Genomic DNA, 15915 nt, shown 5'->3' with positions numbered 1-15915 from the left:
CTTGCGGCGAACGGCGGCAATGCGGGCTGCGACCGCAGCATCAAGATGAGGTGGTCAACGGCAGGTAAGGGCCGTTTCTTGTTTGAGGGCGCAAAATCCAAAATGGCGGCACCAATGTGTGCGATGTTATCTGATGTCTTCTTCGGAGAGCTTTTTCGCCATCAACGCAATAAATTCGCGTGAAGCAGCCGGTTGAAAGGGCGTTGGAGACCATATGGCGTGAATTGGAAAGCCCTCGAAACGGGCTTTTGACAGCAACTCCACGACGCGCCCCTCTTTCAGATCCTCGCGAAACGCCCAAAGCGGCCCAAGGTGTGCACCGCGACCAGCCAGAACTGCGTCGCGCACAGCCGCCATTGAATTTACCGCGAAGCGACAAGGCATACGAAACTCCTGACGCATGCCTTCCCATTCGAAGCTGGAGCGCATCTCTGTCATGCCGGTCCGGTAGGACACAATGCTGATGTGGCTCAGATCCTCAGGCGAAAGAACCTTTGCTGCCAGGTGCGGTGCTGCGACAAGCACGCGATGCGAGGTGCCGATCCGCCGAGCCCTCAACGTGCTATCAGCCAGTTTGCCGATACGAATTGCGATGTCTATTCCTTCGGCCTGCAGATCGGCAAAACCTGATCCCAATCTAAGGTCGACACTCAACTCCGGGTGGGTTTCCGACATCTGGGTCAGAACAGGGGCAACATAACGTGCGCCAAAGTCAGTGGGGGCTGCCACGCGCAATCGGCCTTTTGGCAAATCCTGACCACCTGTGACCTCTGCAAGCAATGCCGCGCGGGCGTCGCTCAGGCGTCGCACTCCCTCGGCATAGCATTTCCCGGCTTCCGTTGGCGCAGACGCCCGGGTGGTACGGTTCAGCAGTTTTACACCCAACTGCGCCTCAAGCGCCGCGATGCGCCGACTGACGCGGCTGGGGTCAAGGCCAGCAACCTGCGCCGCTGATCGAAAGCTGCCGCCATCGACAACAGCGAGGAATAATTCGTCATCATTCATTGATGCGTTTTTCGCATTTCTGATTGGTGTGATTGCCCCATACCAGTTTAACGGCGCACGCTCCATATGTTTCTCACGGAAAGGCACAGAGCCTTTTGACAGCAAGGAAACGAAAGGAACGGCAATGTTCAGACTATTTGCATCGCATCGTCGCGCGCCTGCTCTGCCCGCCAGGCGGGATGACGTGCTGCAGGGCCTCGCAGCCAGCGAACGGCTCAGCCATCTGGTTTTGCTCTCTTTCTGACCTCGTTTCGCAACTGTTCAGTTTTACCCCACAACGCGCCCGGACTGGGCCAAAGAAAGGAGTGACCACAATGACGTCCAATTCAGAAAACACCACGCACGCACAGAAAATGTCGCGCCGCCAAATGCTACGCATAGGCACAATTGGCGCAGCCGCTGTGGCCGCATCCACCGTGATGACCGCGCGCCACGCGGCGGCACAATCCGGCCCCACGACCAGGGAACTGGAGGGCAAAACCGCGTTTGTGACCGGTGGCGCACGCGGCATCGGACTGGCCTCGGCCGAAGAATTTGCAAAGGCCGGTGCCAACGTCGTCTTGTTCGACATTGCGACACCAAGCATGCCCCACGTAAGCTATGCCTTGCCGAGCCAGGCCGACCTCGCCGCGGCGCAGGCGCGGATCGAGGCGCTGGGTGCCCAGTGCATGACTTACCGGGGCGACGTGCGCAACCTGGAGGATCAGCAAGCCGCCATGCAGCAGGCCGTGGACCGCTTCGGCAGCCTCGACATCGTGCTCGCCAATGCAGGCGTAGGTCATGCAGGCGCAATCGAGACTGTCACAGCGGGCGAAATCTCGACGCTCTATGAGGTCAACGTCGGCGGCTACATGAAGACGACACAGGCCGCCTTGCCGCATCTCCGCGCCGCCGGTGGGGGTCGGATCATCTATATCTCTTCGGGTCTCTCACGCACAGGCAATGGCATTTTTGGCTCTTACGGGGCAACAAAATGGGCCGTGAACGGTTTTGCCAAAAGTGCGGCACTGGCCTATGGGCGCGAAAACATCCTGTGCAACGTGGTGGCACCCGGGTTGGTGCGCACACCTTTCGCCGACAACGAGGCTGTTCTGCGCGCAATTCTGCCCACTGCAGAAAACCCGACCTTCGATGACGTGTCAGCGGCGATCGCATCCGGCAGCACGCTCGGCATCGGCCACCACGAGGTCGAGGACATCGCAAAAGCTGTGATGTGGTTTGCAAGCGATGCGACCACGCGCATGACGGGTGAGGTCATGGACGTCAGCTATGGGGACGCCGCACGCAGCGTCGGCTAAGCCGAAAACGCTGTGCCTCGCCGGTACGGGCGGGGCACACAAGACCAAAAGGAGCATCAATGATGTGGAATGAAGCAATCAAAGCGGGAGGCGTCGCGGTCATCACGGGCGGTGCCAGCGGGGTGGGCCTTGCCATGGCAACGGAATGCGCCATGCGCGGTCTATCCGTTGTGCTGGCAGACACTTCGGAACGCGAGATGACAAAGGCAGCGCGCACCTTGTCTGCTCTGGGCACCGATGTCCGGACGGCCAAAACGGATGTGAGCGATGCAGACGCGGTTCAAAATCTGGCAGACCTCGCATTTGAGATGGGGCCGGTCGCCGTGCTGATGAACAATGCTGGTATCGCGCGGCCCACGAAGAGCTGGGACACCCCGGAAAACTGGCGCCGTATGCTGGACGTCAACCTGTTCGGGGTCCTTAATGGTGTGCAGGCGTTCCTGCCCCGTATGATCGAAGCGGACGGGCCGGCCGTTGTGATCAACACAGGCTCAAAACAGGGCATTACGACGCCACCCGGCAATCCCGGGTACAATGTGTCCAAGGCGGGACTGAAGGTGCTGACAGAGATGCTGGCCCATGAGTTGCTGGCCACAAAAGCGCCGATATCAGCGCATCTGTTCGTGCCAGGCTTTACCTACACCGGAATGATCGCTTCCTTCTTGCCGGAAATGCCCGCCTCTGCGTGGACGTCTGAAGAAACGGTTGCGTATTTGATTGAGCGGCTGGATCGCGGCGACTTTTACATCCTGTGCCCGGACAACGAGGTCACGCCAGACATAGATCGCAAACGCGTTGCCTGGGCCGCTCAGGACATCACCGAAAACCGCCCCGCCTTGTTCCGATGGCATCCAGATTTCGCCGAGAGGTTCGCGGCGTTTGAGCAGCTGGACCACCATGTCGAAAAGGTGTGACCTTCCTAACTGGGCACTGGTTGGCACGTTGGCTGGGTCGACCAACCTAAGATGCGGAAAGAGCATTTTTCTTATGAGGCCGGCTTCGACCCTGGCGCGTGAGTCCAAACCAAGCGACTTTTTGCGTGCGTAGCGAATGGCCGGTCTGGTGAAGCTGCAATGCGGCACAACCTAACCCGACAAATGTCTCTTATGGGCCGTTCTGTTCAGTTAACACGTTGTCTTGGCATCAGTTAGGGTCGAAACGCTTCGGAGCACGTTTCAGGCGGTGGCAAAGCCCTCTTATAGAGATGCCACGTTGTGTGGCCGAGGATCGGTAGGGTGAAGATCAGGCCCAGAAACGCCGGAACCATCGACAAAAGCAGTGTAACCGAGATGACCGCCGCCCAGAGGAGCATGACCACCGGGTTTTCCGTAACGACTCGAATGGAGGTGATCATGGCGGAAACAAAATCGATGTCCCGTTCAAGCAGCATGGGCATGGCCACGACGGTCACCGTGAACAGGACGGCCGAGAGAAATGCTCCGAGGCAGGTGCCAATTGCAAGGAAGGTCCAGCCCTCCGGCGTAAACAACACGGTGTCAAAGAACCCGTCGAAATCCGAGAAGTATGAATCCTGCAGCACGATCACTAGAACGGTCCGAAACTGGTAAAGCCACACCCAGAAAATGAACAGGGTGACAAAGGCCATCCAGCCCATTTCGCGCTTGCGTTGATGGGCCATGACGGTGAGGATTTCAAACCAGCCGAAACTCTCTCTCTTCTGCAACCGGCGGGACATTTCATATAGCCCGGCGGCGGCGAAAGGTGCGACCAAGGGAAAGCCGACAGCGGCAGGGATGATCAGCCAGATCTTGCCGAGCGAGAACAGTATCCAGACCATCAGAAGGCCGATCATCGCATAGAAAAACCCGAAGAAGCCACTCATGAAGGGCCGCGCTACAAAGTCGGCGAACCCGGCCTTCAGCGACGCGGTGATATCATCCGCGGTCACCTTGTTGATCATGGGCTTTGCTCGGTGCTGTGGCGTCAGATTGTCTGGTGGTGTGGACCACTTGGATGTCATGACATTCTCCTCGCTCGCCCGATTGCGCAGTGCTGACCCCTTGTCAGCAAACCTACGGTGAAACAGACGCCCATCTTAACATGCAACTCCGCATCAGGAGAGGCATTCGGGCTTTGCGGGCGGCGACTTGGACACCATTCTTTTCGAACCGCCAGGAAAAAATCGTACCGTTCGGAAAGCGGTGTCGGATGCACTCGAACCTCGGCAGCTCTTCGGGATCTTCCGGAACGCCGGCCCGGCTTAGGAAGGCTGGCGAGGCCACGACCGGAAAGCTCTGATCGCCCCCAAGCGGTACCGAGATCATGTCGTGCGCCAGCTTCACACCCGCTCGAATGCCAAAGTCATACCGGTCCGCCACGATATCGACCTGTCGGTCATCCTCGGTGATCTCCAGTGCGATCCTCGGGTAGGTTTCGAGAAAACGCGCGACATAGGGCAAGATTACCGCCTCCAGCGCCGGTGACGGCGCATTCAGCCGAATGCGCCCGACGGGCTCGCTGCCGATGGAGCGCACTTCTTCGAGGCTGGACCGGATCTCGTTCAGTGAGGGCGATAGCCGTCTCACCAGCAGTTCGCCCGCCTCGGTCAGCGCGACGCTGCGGGTGGTGCGATTGAAAAGGCGTACCTGCAGCTCTTCTTCCAAAGCGCGGACCGATTGACTGAGCGCGGAGCCGGTCACGCCCATGTCACTTGCCGCAGCGCGCAAGCTCAGCGCGCGCGACGGCGAGGAAAGCTTCGAGATCTCCGTGCCGCATCAGCCCCAATTGATTAGAAACACTACTCAGGCTGATAAGAACTATACCCCTAGTCTTCTCAATGCCCATCCCCATTTTCGCAACTGAGCGGCAGGCGACGGTTCCCGCCGGCACAACTGACGCGACAATCAACCGATCAAACGATGGCTTGGAGAGATTTTACACGGTCACCCTGAACGTGAACGGCCGGACGGTCGATATCGACGCCGGCCCCGATACCTCGCTACTTTGGGCGCTGCGGGATAATCTTCAACTCGTAGGCACTCGTTGTGGCTGCGGCGCCGGTGCGTGCGGTGCCTGCACCGTCCACGTGGATGGTGAAGCCACTTTTGCTTGTCTGACCCTGATCGGTGATCTTGAAGGGCGCGCAATCACCACCATCGAAGGGCTTTCCGAAAACGGTGATCATCCGGTTCAGCGTGCCTGGATCGCGGAACAGACGCCTCAATGCGGCTATTGCCAGTCCGGTCAGATCATGCGCGCCGCCGCGCTGCTCGCCTGGAGGCCGCAGCCAAGCCGCGAAGAGATCGTGGGACCGTTTCGTCGGCCCGGGCATGAGTAAAGGTGAGAACGCACTATTGTTCGGCTCAACGCTCGTAGGTGCGGCCTTAGTCGCCCTGCATCTCATTGCTCTCGGAGTGAGTTGGCCGCTTGTATTACTCGGTGCGCTCATCGGGGCCGACGTGATTGGCGGCGCGGTCTGCAACATTACCGAAACCACCAAAAGATGGTACCACCGCCCCGAACAGCGTCCACTCGATCAACTAGGGTTCATCGCATTACATGTTCTTCACATTGTCGTCGTTGCATGGGCTTTTCGAGGTGAGGGATTCGATGCAATCTATGCGTTTGCTATAGGTGCATGGCTACTTGTATCTGCAATTGCAGTCCTTTGCGCGCCCGCAACTCTTCGTAGTCCGCTTGCAACGACACTCTTTGCTATTGCCCTGGGCCTTTCGCTATACGCTCTTGGACCAACGCCGGGCTTTGAATGGTTCGTACCATTGCTTTTTGTCAAGTTGCTGATCGGTCATACCGTCCCGCTGCGAGGTTGAGCAGCGTTCGAACCCGGACGTGTCGCCGTAGACTGCGCTTCGGAAAAAGCAGACATCCAGACAACATTCGGCAATGGCAACTTAGTCCGCAGATTGTGATTCTGACCGATGCTGGATTTCGGCCCCGCAGCGAAAGTCCGGTTCGGTGAAGCCGCAGCGCAGCGCGGGTTGATCCAATGAATGGCTGGTATGGGCCGTCTTCATCGCCACTATCTGGGCCTGCCAATAAGATGCCGCGGTTGCTCCGATGGCCGAAACGAGCCCAAAGGTACTGATGCTGCAAGTTGCACCAGTGTCTGCTTTCCTGCTCCAAGACATAGGATCACACTCGTCTTCAGTCTTCGATCGTCTGCGGCAACCCAATCCGGTCCGTCATCGCATTCACACCTATTGACTGTGGTGGTTCAGTGTTCGCTGTCGGATCCATGAATTGGATTCCATCGCTTGTTTTTGAACGAAAAGCCAACAACGGGGAGCCCATGAACCTGAATGACAATCATCGCGCTCGGTCCCGGGGACGTAAACCCGGCTACACGATTGCGGTTTGGCCATCTAGACCCCGTCTGAAATTGCGTTAGCGTCGTTTGCATCGACTGGAACAGGCCATGAACGCAACGACCGAACCTCATTCTCGAAGCGAAACCTATATTGAAATCGTGGAACGCAGCATCGGCCATTCCCTAAGGCCCGAATATGTGGACGATATCGACTTGGCAGCAGACGATTGCATTGCCATTCGCGATTCATTGCTCGGCTTCTACACAGAACACCCTTTTTCTAGCGCTTGCGATCCTGACCCGGAGGTGTTCAGCCCTGTATTCACGTCTGACATCAGCAATTTAAGAGACAGCGGGGACTCTCTGGTTGCGATGGCCCAGGCCTTCGACACCAAACAACTCACGCCTTCAGCAAACAAAATCTCAAACCTCTTTCTGTTCGCCCGCCGAACGATTTTATCAGACCCGCTCGTTGCGTTTGCCAATATGCTGGAGGACGATTTTCCAGACCGCATGACTGACGAAGACATAATTGAGACGATGACACAGCAGATCCGTGCAGTCGCTCACGTGCGGGAACTCATCATGTCCGAAACCATTTGTTTCTACTACCCGGCTGGTCACTGGCTCGCCGAGTATGAAAAACTGTCTGAAGAAATGGCCATGGAAGTGGGCCTTTCTTCCTTGCCTGCTTTTGAGAAATGGGCAGAGGAAGAAATCGTTCCAAATGAGGGCCTAGAAGACCACATGGCGACATGGGGAACCATGGCGATGATGGAAATCATCGAGAGCCTGTCATTCTGTAAACTTCTCGGCCGGAACTGCGGGCCTGTCCTCGCAAGCGATCTGGCCATGGATGCATACGAAGCTCTTCTCGCCAGTTTTCCGGCGCACAAGAGCGAGAATATCAACGATTTGCGCAATGCAGCGCGGATATTTTCCAACTCGGCGATTGATGCCCGGAACATCGAGCCGCGCCACTACGCCGATATCCGATTTACGTCCAAGGCCTTTGATTTTTGGCACACGTTCTTAAAGGAATCGCTTGCGGAGGTCAGTGAATACAATGTCAGCGGCAAGAACTTTGATGACAAGCTGCGACAGTCATTTGTTCGGCGGCAGAGCGACTTCGAGCGACAGCTGAAGAGCGAGTTTGCAGGTGGATCGATGCAAGACCTCGTGCGTCTAGACCAGTCAAACATCGTTGGGTTCATGACCGGTGTATCCGGCAGTGTCGCACTTGGCTCTGACCTCCTTTCGTCTGCCGGGCTTGGGGCAGGTGCTGTAGCCGCTGAAAAGCTTGCGGCCATCATCAGGAGCCTGTCGCATCGTGAAGCGCGACAGCTCATCACGTCTCACTATCATGCGATCGCCCCTCTTTAAATAACCGGATTGGGCCGTCCTTGTTCAGCGTGGCATACCAGACTATCGGAAAGCGGCGCTGCATCCGAGGTCAGCAGTGGGTCCTTGTCGGACACTTACCTAGGCACGGCTCAGCGAAAGGCAGCTCCGTCCGCACATCACCAGTTCGCTGTATCCGAGATTTTGCACATGCAGCGAATGGCCGGTTTGACGGGCCGCAACGCAGCGACGGTTTTGCATGGCCAAGGTCGGCTTTGGGCCGCATCCATCCTGTTCAGGTTCGCCTTCTGATGCTGCGATGCCTCCGAGGTCGACAGCGAGCCCAATCCGACCATGGTGAGTTTACGCTGCGAGCAATGTCATAGCGGTAAAGTCTGCAAGTCTGCAAGTCTGAGGTCTTGAAGGCTGATGCGCGGCGGGAAAGCGAACATTCAAGCGCCGCGCAACGTGGATCAGTCGGGCATTGGACGAGATGCTCACGGGCGAGCCACTCTGTGCCTTTAGAAAGGCCCAAAATCTAATCGAGCAATGGCGTGACCATGGCAATACAGTCAAACCGCATAAAGTACGTGGCTCACTTTCCTTCGCCAAAATGCATCGTCCCGATGAACCAAAGACCGCTAGTGCCCTGACAGATGAACCCGATCAACTGGATGCGAGCTCGCAACACGTAGTCCTTCAACCAAGTCAAACCGGCTCAATAAAACGGTTACCGATTCTGTGATGCTAAGGTTGCGGGAAGAGAGCCAATCTTGGAGCTACCCGTCCGTTCCGTATCAGCAAACGATGTGAGGAATACACGGTAAGATTGAGCAATTGTTATCTTTGCGGCATACTACCAGGCATTCAGTTTATTTTTCTTGAGAGTTAGTTATGCATAAGAGGATTGGCTACACATTTGCATTGGTTGTCGCGGCCGTAGTTGGAGGCCCGGCGCAAGCGCAGTGCACGACCGACGAAATTTCAGCGGTTCAAAGGCTCCAACAACTGACAATAAGCGTACTGATGCAAGGCCGTGCAGATTTGTTGTCGGCGCTCATGCACGAACAAATCAGGGTGAACCAGTCGCTTTCGCCGTCTTGTCAGCTTGCGCTGAATGCGATCGGCGGCAACCAAATACCTGATAGCCGAAGAGAAACAGTTTGCCGAGGTGGTATTTGCTGCGGGCCAAGCGGGTGCTTCTAGCGCTCTGGCCAAAAGGGCGGAATGTCGGTCACACCGATCTCAGCTGATCTGCATCGCCGACGCGGCGTGGAGATTTTGGGCACCTCGAGCAAAAGGAGACCATAGGGGTGTTAGTAACTTGCGTTATCATGCACTTATTTTCAGTTTGGCAATTTCTTTCTTCGCTTGCACACACGGCACCCTGACCGCCGTCGGACAGACAGTTGAGAGCTTCAAAAGCGAGCGCGAAGCCCTAGTGGACCTGTTTCGCCGAACTGGCCAACTGGATTGGCATCGCTTGTCGGACCTTGAACGTCGGCTGACGACGCTGCCCAACCTTCATACGTCCGCAACTGCATTGTTCGAGTTGTCCACGGTCCTGCGGTTTCAAAGTCGTTTCTCTGAGGCTGTGGCAAGTTATGAACGGACCATTGAGGTTGCCGTTGACGACGAACAAACCAAGATCGCCTTTGACGCATGGATCGGATTGGCACGCTCATATCGCGCGGAGGGCCTTGACCACGGAGCCGCCCTCGCAGCAATTGATCGGGCGCGAACGATTGCCGGAGCCACACCAACGGACCGGCAGGCTTTTGACCTCGCAAGCTTTGGGACACAGTTTGCGACCGAGCGGGGGGAACTGAACTTGGCGCTTGTTAACGCGTTGAGAGCATCGCGTCTGGCCCTTGACGATGTCTCAGAGTTCTACGCTGCGCTCGACCTTGGTGACGTTTTCCAGAAGTTTGCAGAGCGGTGCGACTTTTTCCCAATCCAAGATGCATTGAGCCAAGGACCCGACGGGCACGACGCCTGCCGCCGCGCCGTAGATGCAGCCGCGGCGGCCTACGACAAGGCTCGGTCGGTTGCGACGGTCGCGCAGTGGCACTTTCTCGCTGGTCAAGCACAGCAGTTTGGCGCGCAATGACGGCTTTGTCCGCGACCTAGTCATTGCTAGCCATGCAAATGCTGCGTAGTCGATCAACGTCCACTTCGGGGAAGCAGCGCTGCGGCGTAGAGCGATGCAACGAATGTCTGCTCTGGGCCGCTCTGAATCATACATGCGGGCTCTGCCACTGATGCTGCGCCGCATCCGAGGTCCGGAGTGAGTCCAAAGACTCGCCAATCCTGCACTCTTGTCGAACGGTTGCTTTTCAAATCGAATGGCTTCAGCGAATACCAACAATACATGGGCACGGCTAGAAATGTGAACTCGGGGGAGAGCAGTGTCAGTTAGACAGGTTTCTGGGCATCAAGTCTCTATCCAATGCAAAACCAAAGCAAACATTCTCTGGATGACGCAACTAATGAAGCGATCCCTGACCAAGTACGTAGGTGCAGGGCTAGTACCCCTTTCGCTCACTAGGATGCGATGGCCCCACCACCTGAGCCCCGCACATCGTCTGGACTATGGGACCGCTGTTTCGATGCTACCGCCGTATTGAACAATTCCACATAGTGGATCAGCTTGTTGGCGCGAAATGTGAAGAAATGCGCGCAGTCAAAGAGCATCAGCTGGGAGGTCTTGCGGTCCACCAACTCGATGTCCAGATACACGGCGACCTGATCCCCATCCTCAACCATGATCCGCGGCGCAAAGCTGCGCGCGTCGTAGTCCCGCGCCACGAGCGCTGCGTGCTGCATGACGCCATCGGGGCCCTCGTAGCGGCCTCCATGCGCGAAGAGATCCGGCGGCGCTGTAGCGACGAGGATCACATCATCCGCCAGCATTTCCTGAAGTGGGCGCACATCGCCTTCTATGAAGCTGCGATAAAGGTTTGAGATCAAGGCCTTACGCTGGCTCTCACCACCGCTGATCACTCCAGCGGACAACGCCGCCGAGATCGCGCCGCTGCGCGATGTGGCGTCGAGCTTTCGAAAGACATTCTTGAGGTGGAAGCGAATGGTGTTCTCGGAGAGCCCGAGGATTTGGCCGATCTCCCAATTTGTCTTGCCTTCGGCGCACCAGTTCAGCACGTCAACCTCACGCTTTGTGAAACGTGCCGCGAAGGCGGAGCGTGAGGGTGGCGCGGCGGGTGCCTGCTGCGCATGCCAGGTGGTCAGGAAGCGGTAGGCGGCCGCAAAGCTCGCTGAATCGCCCACTTGCGGCGCAAAGGGCGCATCGCGATGCAGCAGGCAGATCCCGAGCCGGTCACCGATTCGCATGGCGAAGACAAAGCTCTCGCGCGGCACGTCAAGCGCTGCAGCCAACATCTCATCGAGTGTGACGAGTGGCGACCAGACAACCGGGACCCCACCCGACGTGCGCGCCCGCATGTCCTCGACCAAGCGGGCGCGGCCTTCGGTGGGCAATACCGCGGTGGTCGAGATGACATATCCTACATCGCCGCCTTGCGCGCCGGGGCTGTCTGCTGACCAGAAAGCCGATACATCGCTGGCGCCATCGCGCCGGACCTCCGCGGCAAAGCTGTCGATGTCCTTGGACGACACCGATAGGCCATTGGCCGCTCTGGTCTCAAAAACTCCGGCGTCGTGATCCACGCGAGATTCCCCCAATACGGGAACACCATACGCGGCAAGAACCGGTTCGCAAAGCGTGCTGGACAAAACTGTCGACCCGGGGTCCCGGGTCGACATTGGTGCATCAGAGCACATAGCTGATCACGCGTGGCGCAAGCGGCGGCGGCGCAATGCCCCCAAACCGAAGAGGCCCGAGGCCAGCAGCCACGCACCGGGCGGTAAGGGCACCACGTCGATGTTGCCACCACCGTTGTCGAAGAGATCGACCAGGTCGCCAGCGGCAAAGAAGCGGTCAGCATCATCCGCGAACGAGAACCGCTCGAAGTTGCTGAACCGTAACGCGGCAAAGTCGCCCGCGTCATTGGTGAAATCGAGGTTGAGCACATCGCCGATCAGGCTCGCGCCAAAGAGGTTCTCGAGCAGGCTTGAAAACAGCGCTGTATCCTCATCGGCACCGCCGTCGAACAGGCCACCGAAACTGCCTGAGAAGATCGGATCATCCGACCCTTCGCTGACGAAGCTCAGGCTGTCGGCCCCGGCCCCGAAGAGCGTGTCGCCAAAGATGCCGGGCCCGCCGATCAGCCCGTTGCGGGCGGCAAGCAGAGGCGCCCCCTGCCCAAGGATCTCAACGCTGTCAGCGCTATCGCCCAGAGCGATGGCGGTGCCGTCGGTGCCGGTGGCGCTGCCCGAGACAATGAGTTGCGAGCCAAGTCCCAGCTGGTCTTCAACCTCGCGCGCGTCGATCCCGACCGCACCAGTTATGTCACCTTGCACATCTATGACTGTGTTGCCTTCGGTTTCGACCGCAAGGCCGACCTCGCCGCCGGTGATATCGCCAGTGACGATCTCGGTCGTGCCGATGGACTCGTTGTAGGCCAGGATGCCAAAGCGCCCGCCGGTCACGGCACCAGCCGATGTGTCGATATCCACATTCGTCGCATCGTTGAGGCGCCCGCCGATCTGCTGTGCCTTGACCTCGACGCCTGTCTCGCCACCGGTCACCGTCGCGGTGCGCACTTCGATGTCGTCCGCGACGTTCACATCGACCTCAACACCAATGCCCGTGCCGGCAGTCACTTCGCCTCCGGTGGTGTCGATCTGGAAGAGCTCGGTCCGGTCGCCCGCGGCGTAGACGCCAGTCTCACCGCCTGTCACATTCCCGGTTGCGATCTCGACTGTTGAGCCATTGTAGAGATAGGCGCTGACGCCAGTGTTGGCCGTACCTTCCACTGCACCGCCCGTGGAGTCGATGCTGATCCTTGTCGTATCTTCGCCTGTGACGATGACGCCATAAGTCGCTCCCCGTACGTCGCCAGTTGTGACGTAGGCGCTGTAGAACCCGCCATAGCTGTCCACGTCGATCCCCGCGTCGGTTTGCCCGATGACGGTGCCCGCGCGGCTGTCGAGGTCGATATCACCATAGTCGGCGTCAACCACGATGCCGTCGGTACCGCCTGCCACATCGGCGGTGATGATATCGATCCGGTCAGTCCGCTCACTTTCGACCAAGATCCCTTCTTCGGTCTGGCCGGTGACCGCACCACCCTGGGTCGCGATGATGATGTCGTCGCTGTTCTGGGCATAGAGCTCAACACCCTTGGTGCCGCCGGTGACATCTGTGGTCACGATCTGCACATAGCCGGTATCGGTTGTCTTGGCGTAGATCCCCTGCTCTGTCTGGCCGGTGACCGCACCACCGATGGCATCGAGGTCCAGATCATCCGTATTTTCGAGAGAGAGATCGATCCCGCGATCCGAGCCAATCACCTCGCCCGTGTAGAGATAGGTGTTGTTCTGATCCCTGAGGTCTGCCTCGATCCCGTCACCGTTCTTTGCTTCGACGGTACCGGCGATCGTGTCGATGCGCACATCAAACCCGCCCCGACTTTCGACCGAGACACCATTGTCAGCCGCATCGACGTTCGAGGTGCGCAGAAAGATGTTGTTGGGATCGTTGGCGTCGAGCCGCACCCCGTCTTCGCCCGAGGTGACCATGCCGCCCGCCGTGTCGATGGTGATGAAGTCGGTGTCATCGGCGTTCACCTCGACACCGTCATAGGCGGAGGTCACATCGCCTGTGCGGACCTCCACACCAAGGTCGTCGTAGCTCTGGACAAAGACGCCGTAGGAGTTGCGGCTTTCCACAGCACCGTCTGTCGTGTCGATGAAGATGTCGCCATTGCGTGTGCTGTCGAGCAGAACACCCTCTTCTTCTGAGGTGACGTCGGCGGTGCGCACGTTAATGTCGCCGCTGCCATAGGCGTCCAGCAGGAAACCCTGGCCCGACCGGGTCGTGACCGACCCACCCCGGGTATCGATCTCAACACCCAAGGCGCCTGCGGTTTCCAGATCGATACCTTCTGTCTGCACGTCGATGTCGCCTGTCGTAATATCAACGAAGCCGCCGCCGGATTTGACCACATCGACGCCATCTGCGCCAATCGAAGCCAGATCGCCGCCGGTCGTATTGATTGTCACGTTGCCAAAAACCTCGTGATCCACGTCAATGGCATCGGCATCGGCGTTTATGTTGCCCGTGGTGATCTCAAGGTCGCTACTACCGTTGAAGCCGCCAGCCTCGATCCCGTCACCGTTGTTGGAGGTGATCTCCAACCCGGTGATATCGATGGTGCTATTGCCTTGGGTCCGGAACAGGTCAATGGCACTGCCGTCCGAGATAATCTCGCCAGAGGCGGTACCATCGATGGTGACCGAGGTGGCGTTGTCGATGTTGAAACCCTGGCCAAGGTTGATCCGCGACGTGTCGAGGCCAAAGCCTTCTTCGGTGGTGATCTCAAGATCCACCGCTGCTTCGAAGTTTTGCTGGCGATCCACATCCTGCTGGGCGGGTCCGGCACAGGTGTAAGTGCCGCCACCCTGCGCGATGCAGTCGCCGGCGTAGGTCGCGCGCCCATAGCCGCTGATCAGCGCACCCGTGGCCACCGAAAGGGTCAATTGCCCGATCAGCGTAGATTTCTGTTTGGGGGTCCAAAAGGTCTTCATGTCAATGTCTCCTGATCCGCGCATGCCTGGCCTGTCGCGGTGTCTGATGAATGATGTGTGATGAAATTGATAAGTTGGGGAGCTGCCGGGCTGATCGTCATCGGGCAGGCGATCCCGGGCAGCACCTCGACGTCGTAGATCTCGGCGACCTGCCCGTCGATCCGTAACCACTCGGCGCAATGGCCCGTGGTCAGGTCGATGATCTGGATGCCGCACCAGGGCGTACTGGCCGCCTCTTCCAGCCGCGCATCAAGTGCGAGACCGCCAAACCGCTCGTATCGCGGCTTGGAGAGGCCAACGAAGGCGTAGTTTCCAGCAAAGCTCAGCCCGCGCAAAAAGCCCGGGCAGAAGGCCAAGGGCCGAAATACCCCCTCGCCGTCTCCCGTGGGTCTTTCCACATAGCCGAATTCGCCGTTGCCCGCGTTGAGCACATAGAGCCGCCCGCGATAGAGCCGGGGCGAATGCGGCATCGAGAGCCCGCGGCAGATGATCTCGTTGCGCCGGACGTCGATCACGATGCCACCGTCGGCGCGGTGATCGCGCCAGCCATCGATGGTATCCGACGCGCTTACCGCCGTGACATAGGCGGGCGCGTCGCCCTCCATCGCCAGGCCGTTCAGATGGCAGCGGTCCTCATCCACGAGGTCGGAGATGAAGGGCGGGCGCCAGACCTCGGCAAAGGAGTGCACCGCGTCAACGCGCGCGAGGCAATTGAACCGCGTGTTCACGAAGATCGGCAACCCATCGGCCGCCAGACCCACGTCATGCGCATCAAGATGCCCGGTGGCGTACATAACCCGCGGCACGAAACAGGCGTCGTAGGTCTTGTTGACGCGCTGCTTCGGATCAAGCCCGGAGGCGCAGCGCAGGATTTGGCTGCCAGTGCCCAACACGAGCGTGCCATCGGCCTCGAACCGCAGCCCCATGGGCTTGGCAAAACGGGATTGGTGCACATTGAGCCGACCCTGGGCGCCGCGTCCAACCATATAGATCAGGCCGGATTGGTAGGAGGTGAAGGCAACAGAAGCGTTAAGACGCGCCAGAAGCGCCGAGAACCCACGCGAGGTGGAAATCTTCGAAGACTGATCTGGAGGATCCTGACTTTTCAGGGAAATGGGTGCATTCAGAGAACTCATAAAACTATCCATTCTAGAGAAATCGCGCCGCGTCTGTGCGCCGCGGCCTCAGTATTGCAGAGGCCGCGTGATGGCCCACCTGCTCGAACGGGTAGGTTCAATGCAGGAGTCAATTCGTTGGACGCGCAATTCCGACTGACCCCCAGGTCCGTTTGATCAAAAAAGCTGACTAAGAACGCGT

12 protein-coding genes are annotated in these 15915 nt (G+C 58.4%); 6 read left to right on the top strand and 6 right to left on the bottom strand.

What is annotated here, in order from left to right; genetic code table 11:
- Positions 1–126: 126 nt before the first annotated feature.
- Positions 127–1005 (bottom strand): LysR family transcriptional regulator, encoded by an 879-nt coding sequence (locus ACVC7O_RS20255; RefSeq protein ID WP_458323911.1) that lies wholly within the window; start codon positions 1003–1005, stop codon positions 127–129.
- 314 nt (positions 1006–1319) lie between these two features.
- On the opposite strand from ACVC7O_RS20255, the gene ACVC7O_RS20250 reads away from it, so the two are divergent.
- Complete coding sequence (locus tag ACVC7O_RS20250) at positions 1320–2303, top strand: SDR family NAD(P)-dependent oxidoreductase (RefSeq protein ID WP_458323910.1); 984 nt, start codon at positions 1320–1322, stop codon at positions 2301–2303.
- A 59-nt stretch (positions 2304–2362) separates the two neighbouring features.
- Entirely contained in the window at positions 2363–3217 is an 855-nt protein-coding gene (locus tag ACVC7O_RS20245; protein ID WP_458323909.1) for an SDR family NAD(P)-dependent oxidoreductase, read from the top strand.
- A 233-nt stretch (positions 3218–3450) separates the two neighbouring features.
- On the opposite strand, the gene ACVC7O_RS20240 is transcribed toward ACVC7O_RS20245, so the two are convergent.
- Together ACVC7O_RS20240 and ACVC7O_RS20235 are read right to left on the bottom strand one after the other, a co-directional pair.
- On the bottom strand, positions 3451–4284 hold the full coding sequence (locus tag ACVC7O_RS20240; RefSeq protein ID WP_458323908.1) for a DUF2189 domain-containing protein: 834 nt from the start codon (positions 4282–4284) through the stop codon (positions 3451–3453).
- 52 nt (positions 4285–4336) lie between these two features.
- Positions 4337–4963, bottom strand: coding sequence for a LysR substrate-binding domain-containing protein (locus ACVC7O_RS20235; RefSeq protein WP_458323907.1), 627 nt, complete (start codon positions 4961–4963; stop codon positions 4337–4339).
- A 254-nt stretch (positions 4964–5217) separates the two neighbouring features.
- On the opposite strand from ACVC7O_RS20235, the gene ACVC7O_RS20230 reads away from it, so the two are divergent.
- The 4 genes from ACVC7O_RS20230 to ACVC7O_RS20215 all read left to right on the top strand — a co-directional run bounded on the left by ACVC7O_RS20230 (position 5218) and on the right by ACVC7O_RS20215 (position 10042).
- On the top strand, positions 5218–5601 hold the full coding sequence (locus tag ACVC7O_RS20230; RefSeq protein ID WP_458323906.1) for a (2Fe-2S)-binding protein: 384 nt from the start codon (positions 5218–5220) through the stop codon (positions 5599–5601).
- On the top strand, positions 5594–6094 hold the full coding sequence (locus ACVC7O_RS20225; protein WP_458323905.1) for a hypothetical protein: 501 nt from the start codon (positions 5594–5596) through the stop codon (positions 6092–6094). The genes ACVC7O_RS20230 and ACVC7O_RS20225 overlap by 8 nt, the downstream gene beginning before the upstream one ends.
- Positions 6095–6699: 605 nt before the next feature.
- Positions 6700–7974, top strand: a complete 1275-nt coding sequence (locus ACVC7O_RS20220; protein ID WP_458323904.1) for a hypothetical protein — start codon at positions 6700–6702, stop codon at positions 7972–7974.
- A gap of 1282 nt (positions 7975–9256) precedes the next feature.
- Positions 9257–10042 carry a hypothetical protein gene (locus ACVC7O_RS20215; protein ID WP_458323903.1) on the top strand — a complete coding sequence of 262 codons (786 nt, stop codon included), beginning with the start codon at positions 9257–9259 and terminating at the stop codon, positions 10040–10042.
- Positions 10043–10476: 434 nt separating this feature from the next.
- Here the strand turns inward: ACVC7O_RS20215 and ACVC7O_RS20210 are convergent, their stop codons facing one another.
- From ACVC7O_RS20210 to ACVC7O_RS20200, 3 genes are all read right to left on the bottom strand, one after another.
- Positions 10477–11616, bottom strand: coding sequence for a LuxR C-terminal-related transcriptional regulator (locus tag ACVC7O_RS20210; RefSeq protein WP_458323902.1), 1140 nt, complete (start codon positions 11614–11616; stop codon positions 10477–10479).
- Positions 11617–11736: 120 nt separating this feature from the next.
- Positions 11737–14598 (bottom strand): hypothetical protein, encoded by a 2862-nt coding sequence (locus tag ACVC7O_RS20205; protein ID WP_458323901.1) that lies wholly within the window; start codon positions 14596–14598, stop codon positions 11737–11739.
- Positions 14595–15734, bottom strand: coding sequence for a TIGR03032 family protein (locus tag ACVC7O_RS20200; RefSeq protein WP_458323900.1), 1140 nt, complete (start codon positions 15732–15734; stop codon positions 14595–14597). The genes ACVC7O_RS20205 and ACVC7O_RS20200 overlap by 4 nt, the downstream gene beginning before the upstream one ends.
- Positions 15735–15915 lie beyond the last annotated feature (181 nt).

The sequence above is a fragment of the Roseobacter cerffii genome (assembly GCF_054226325.1).
The sequence above is the reverse complement of the archived record's forward strand: the minus strand, read 5'-3'. Positions and strand labels throughout refer to the sequence as shown.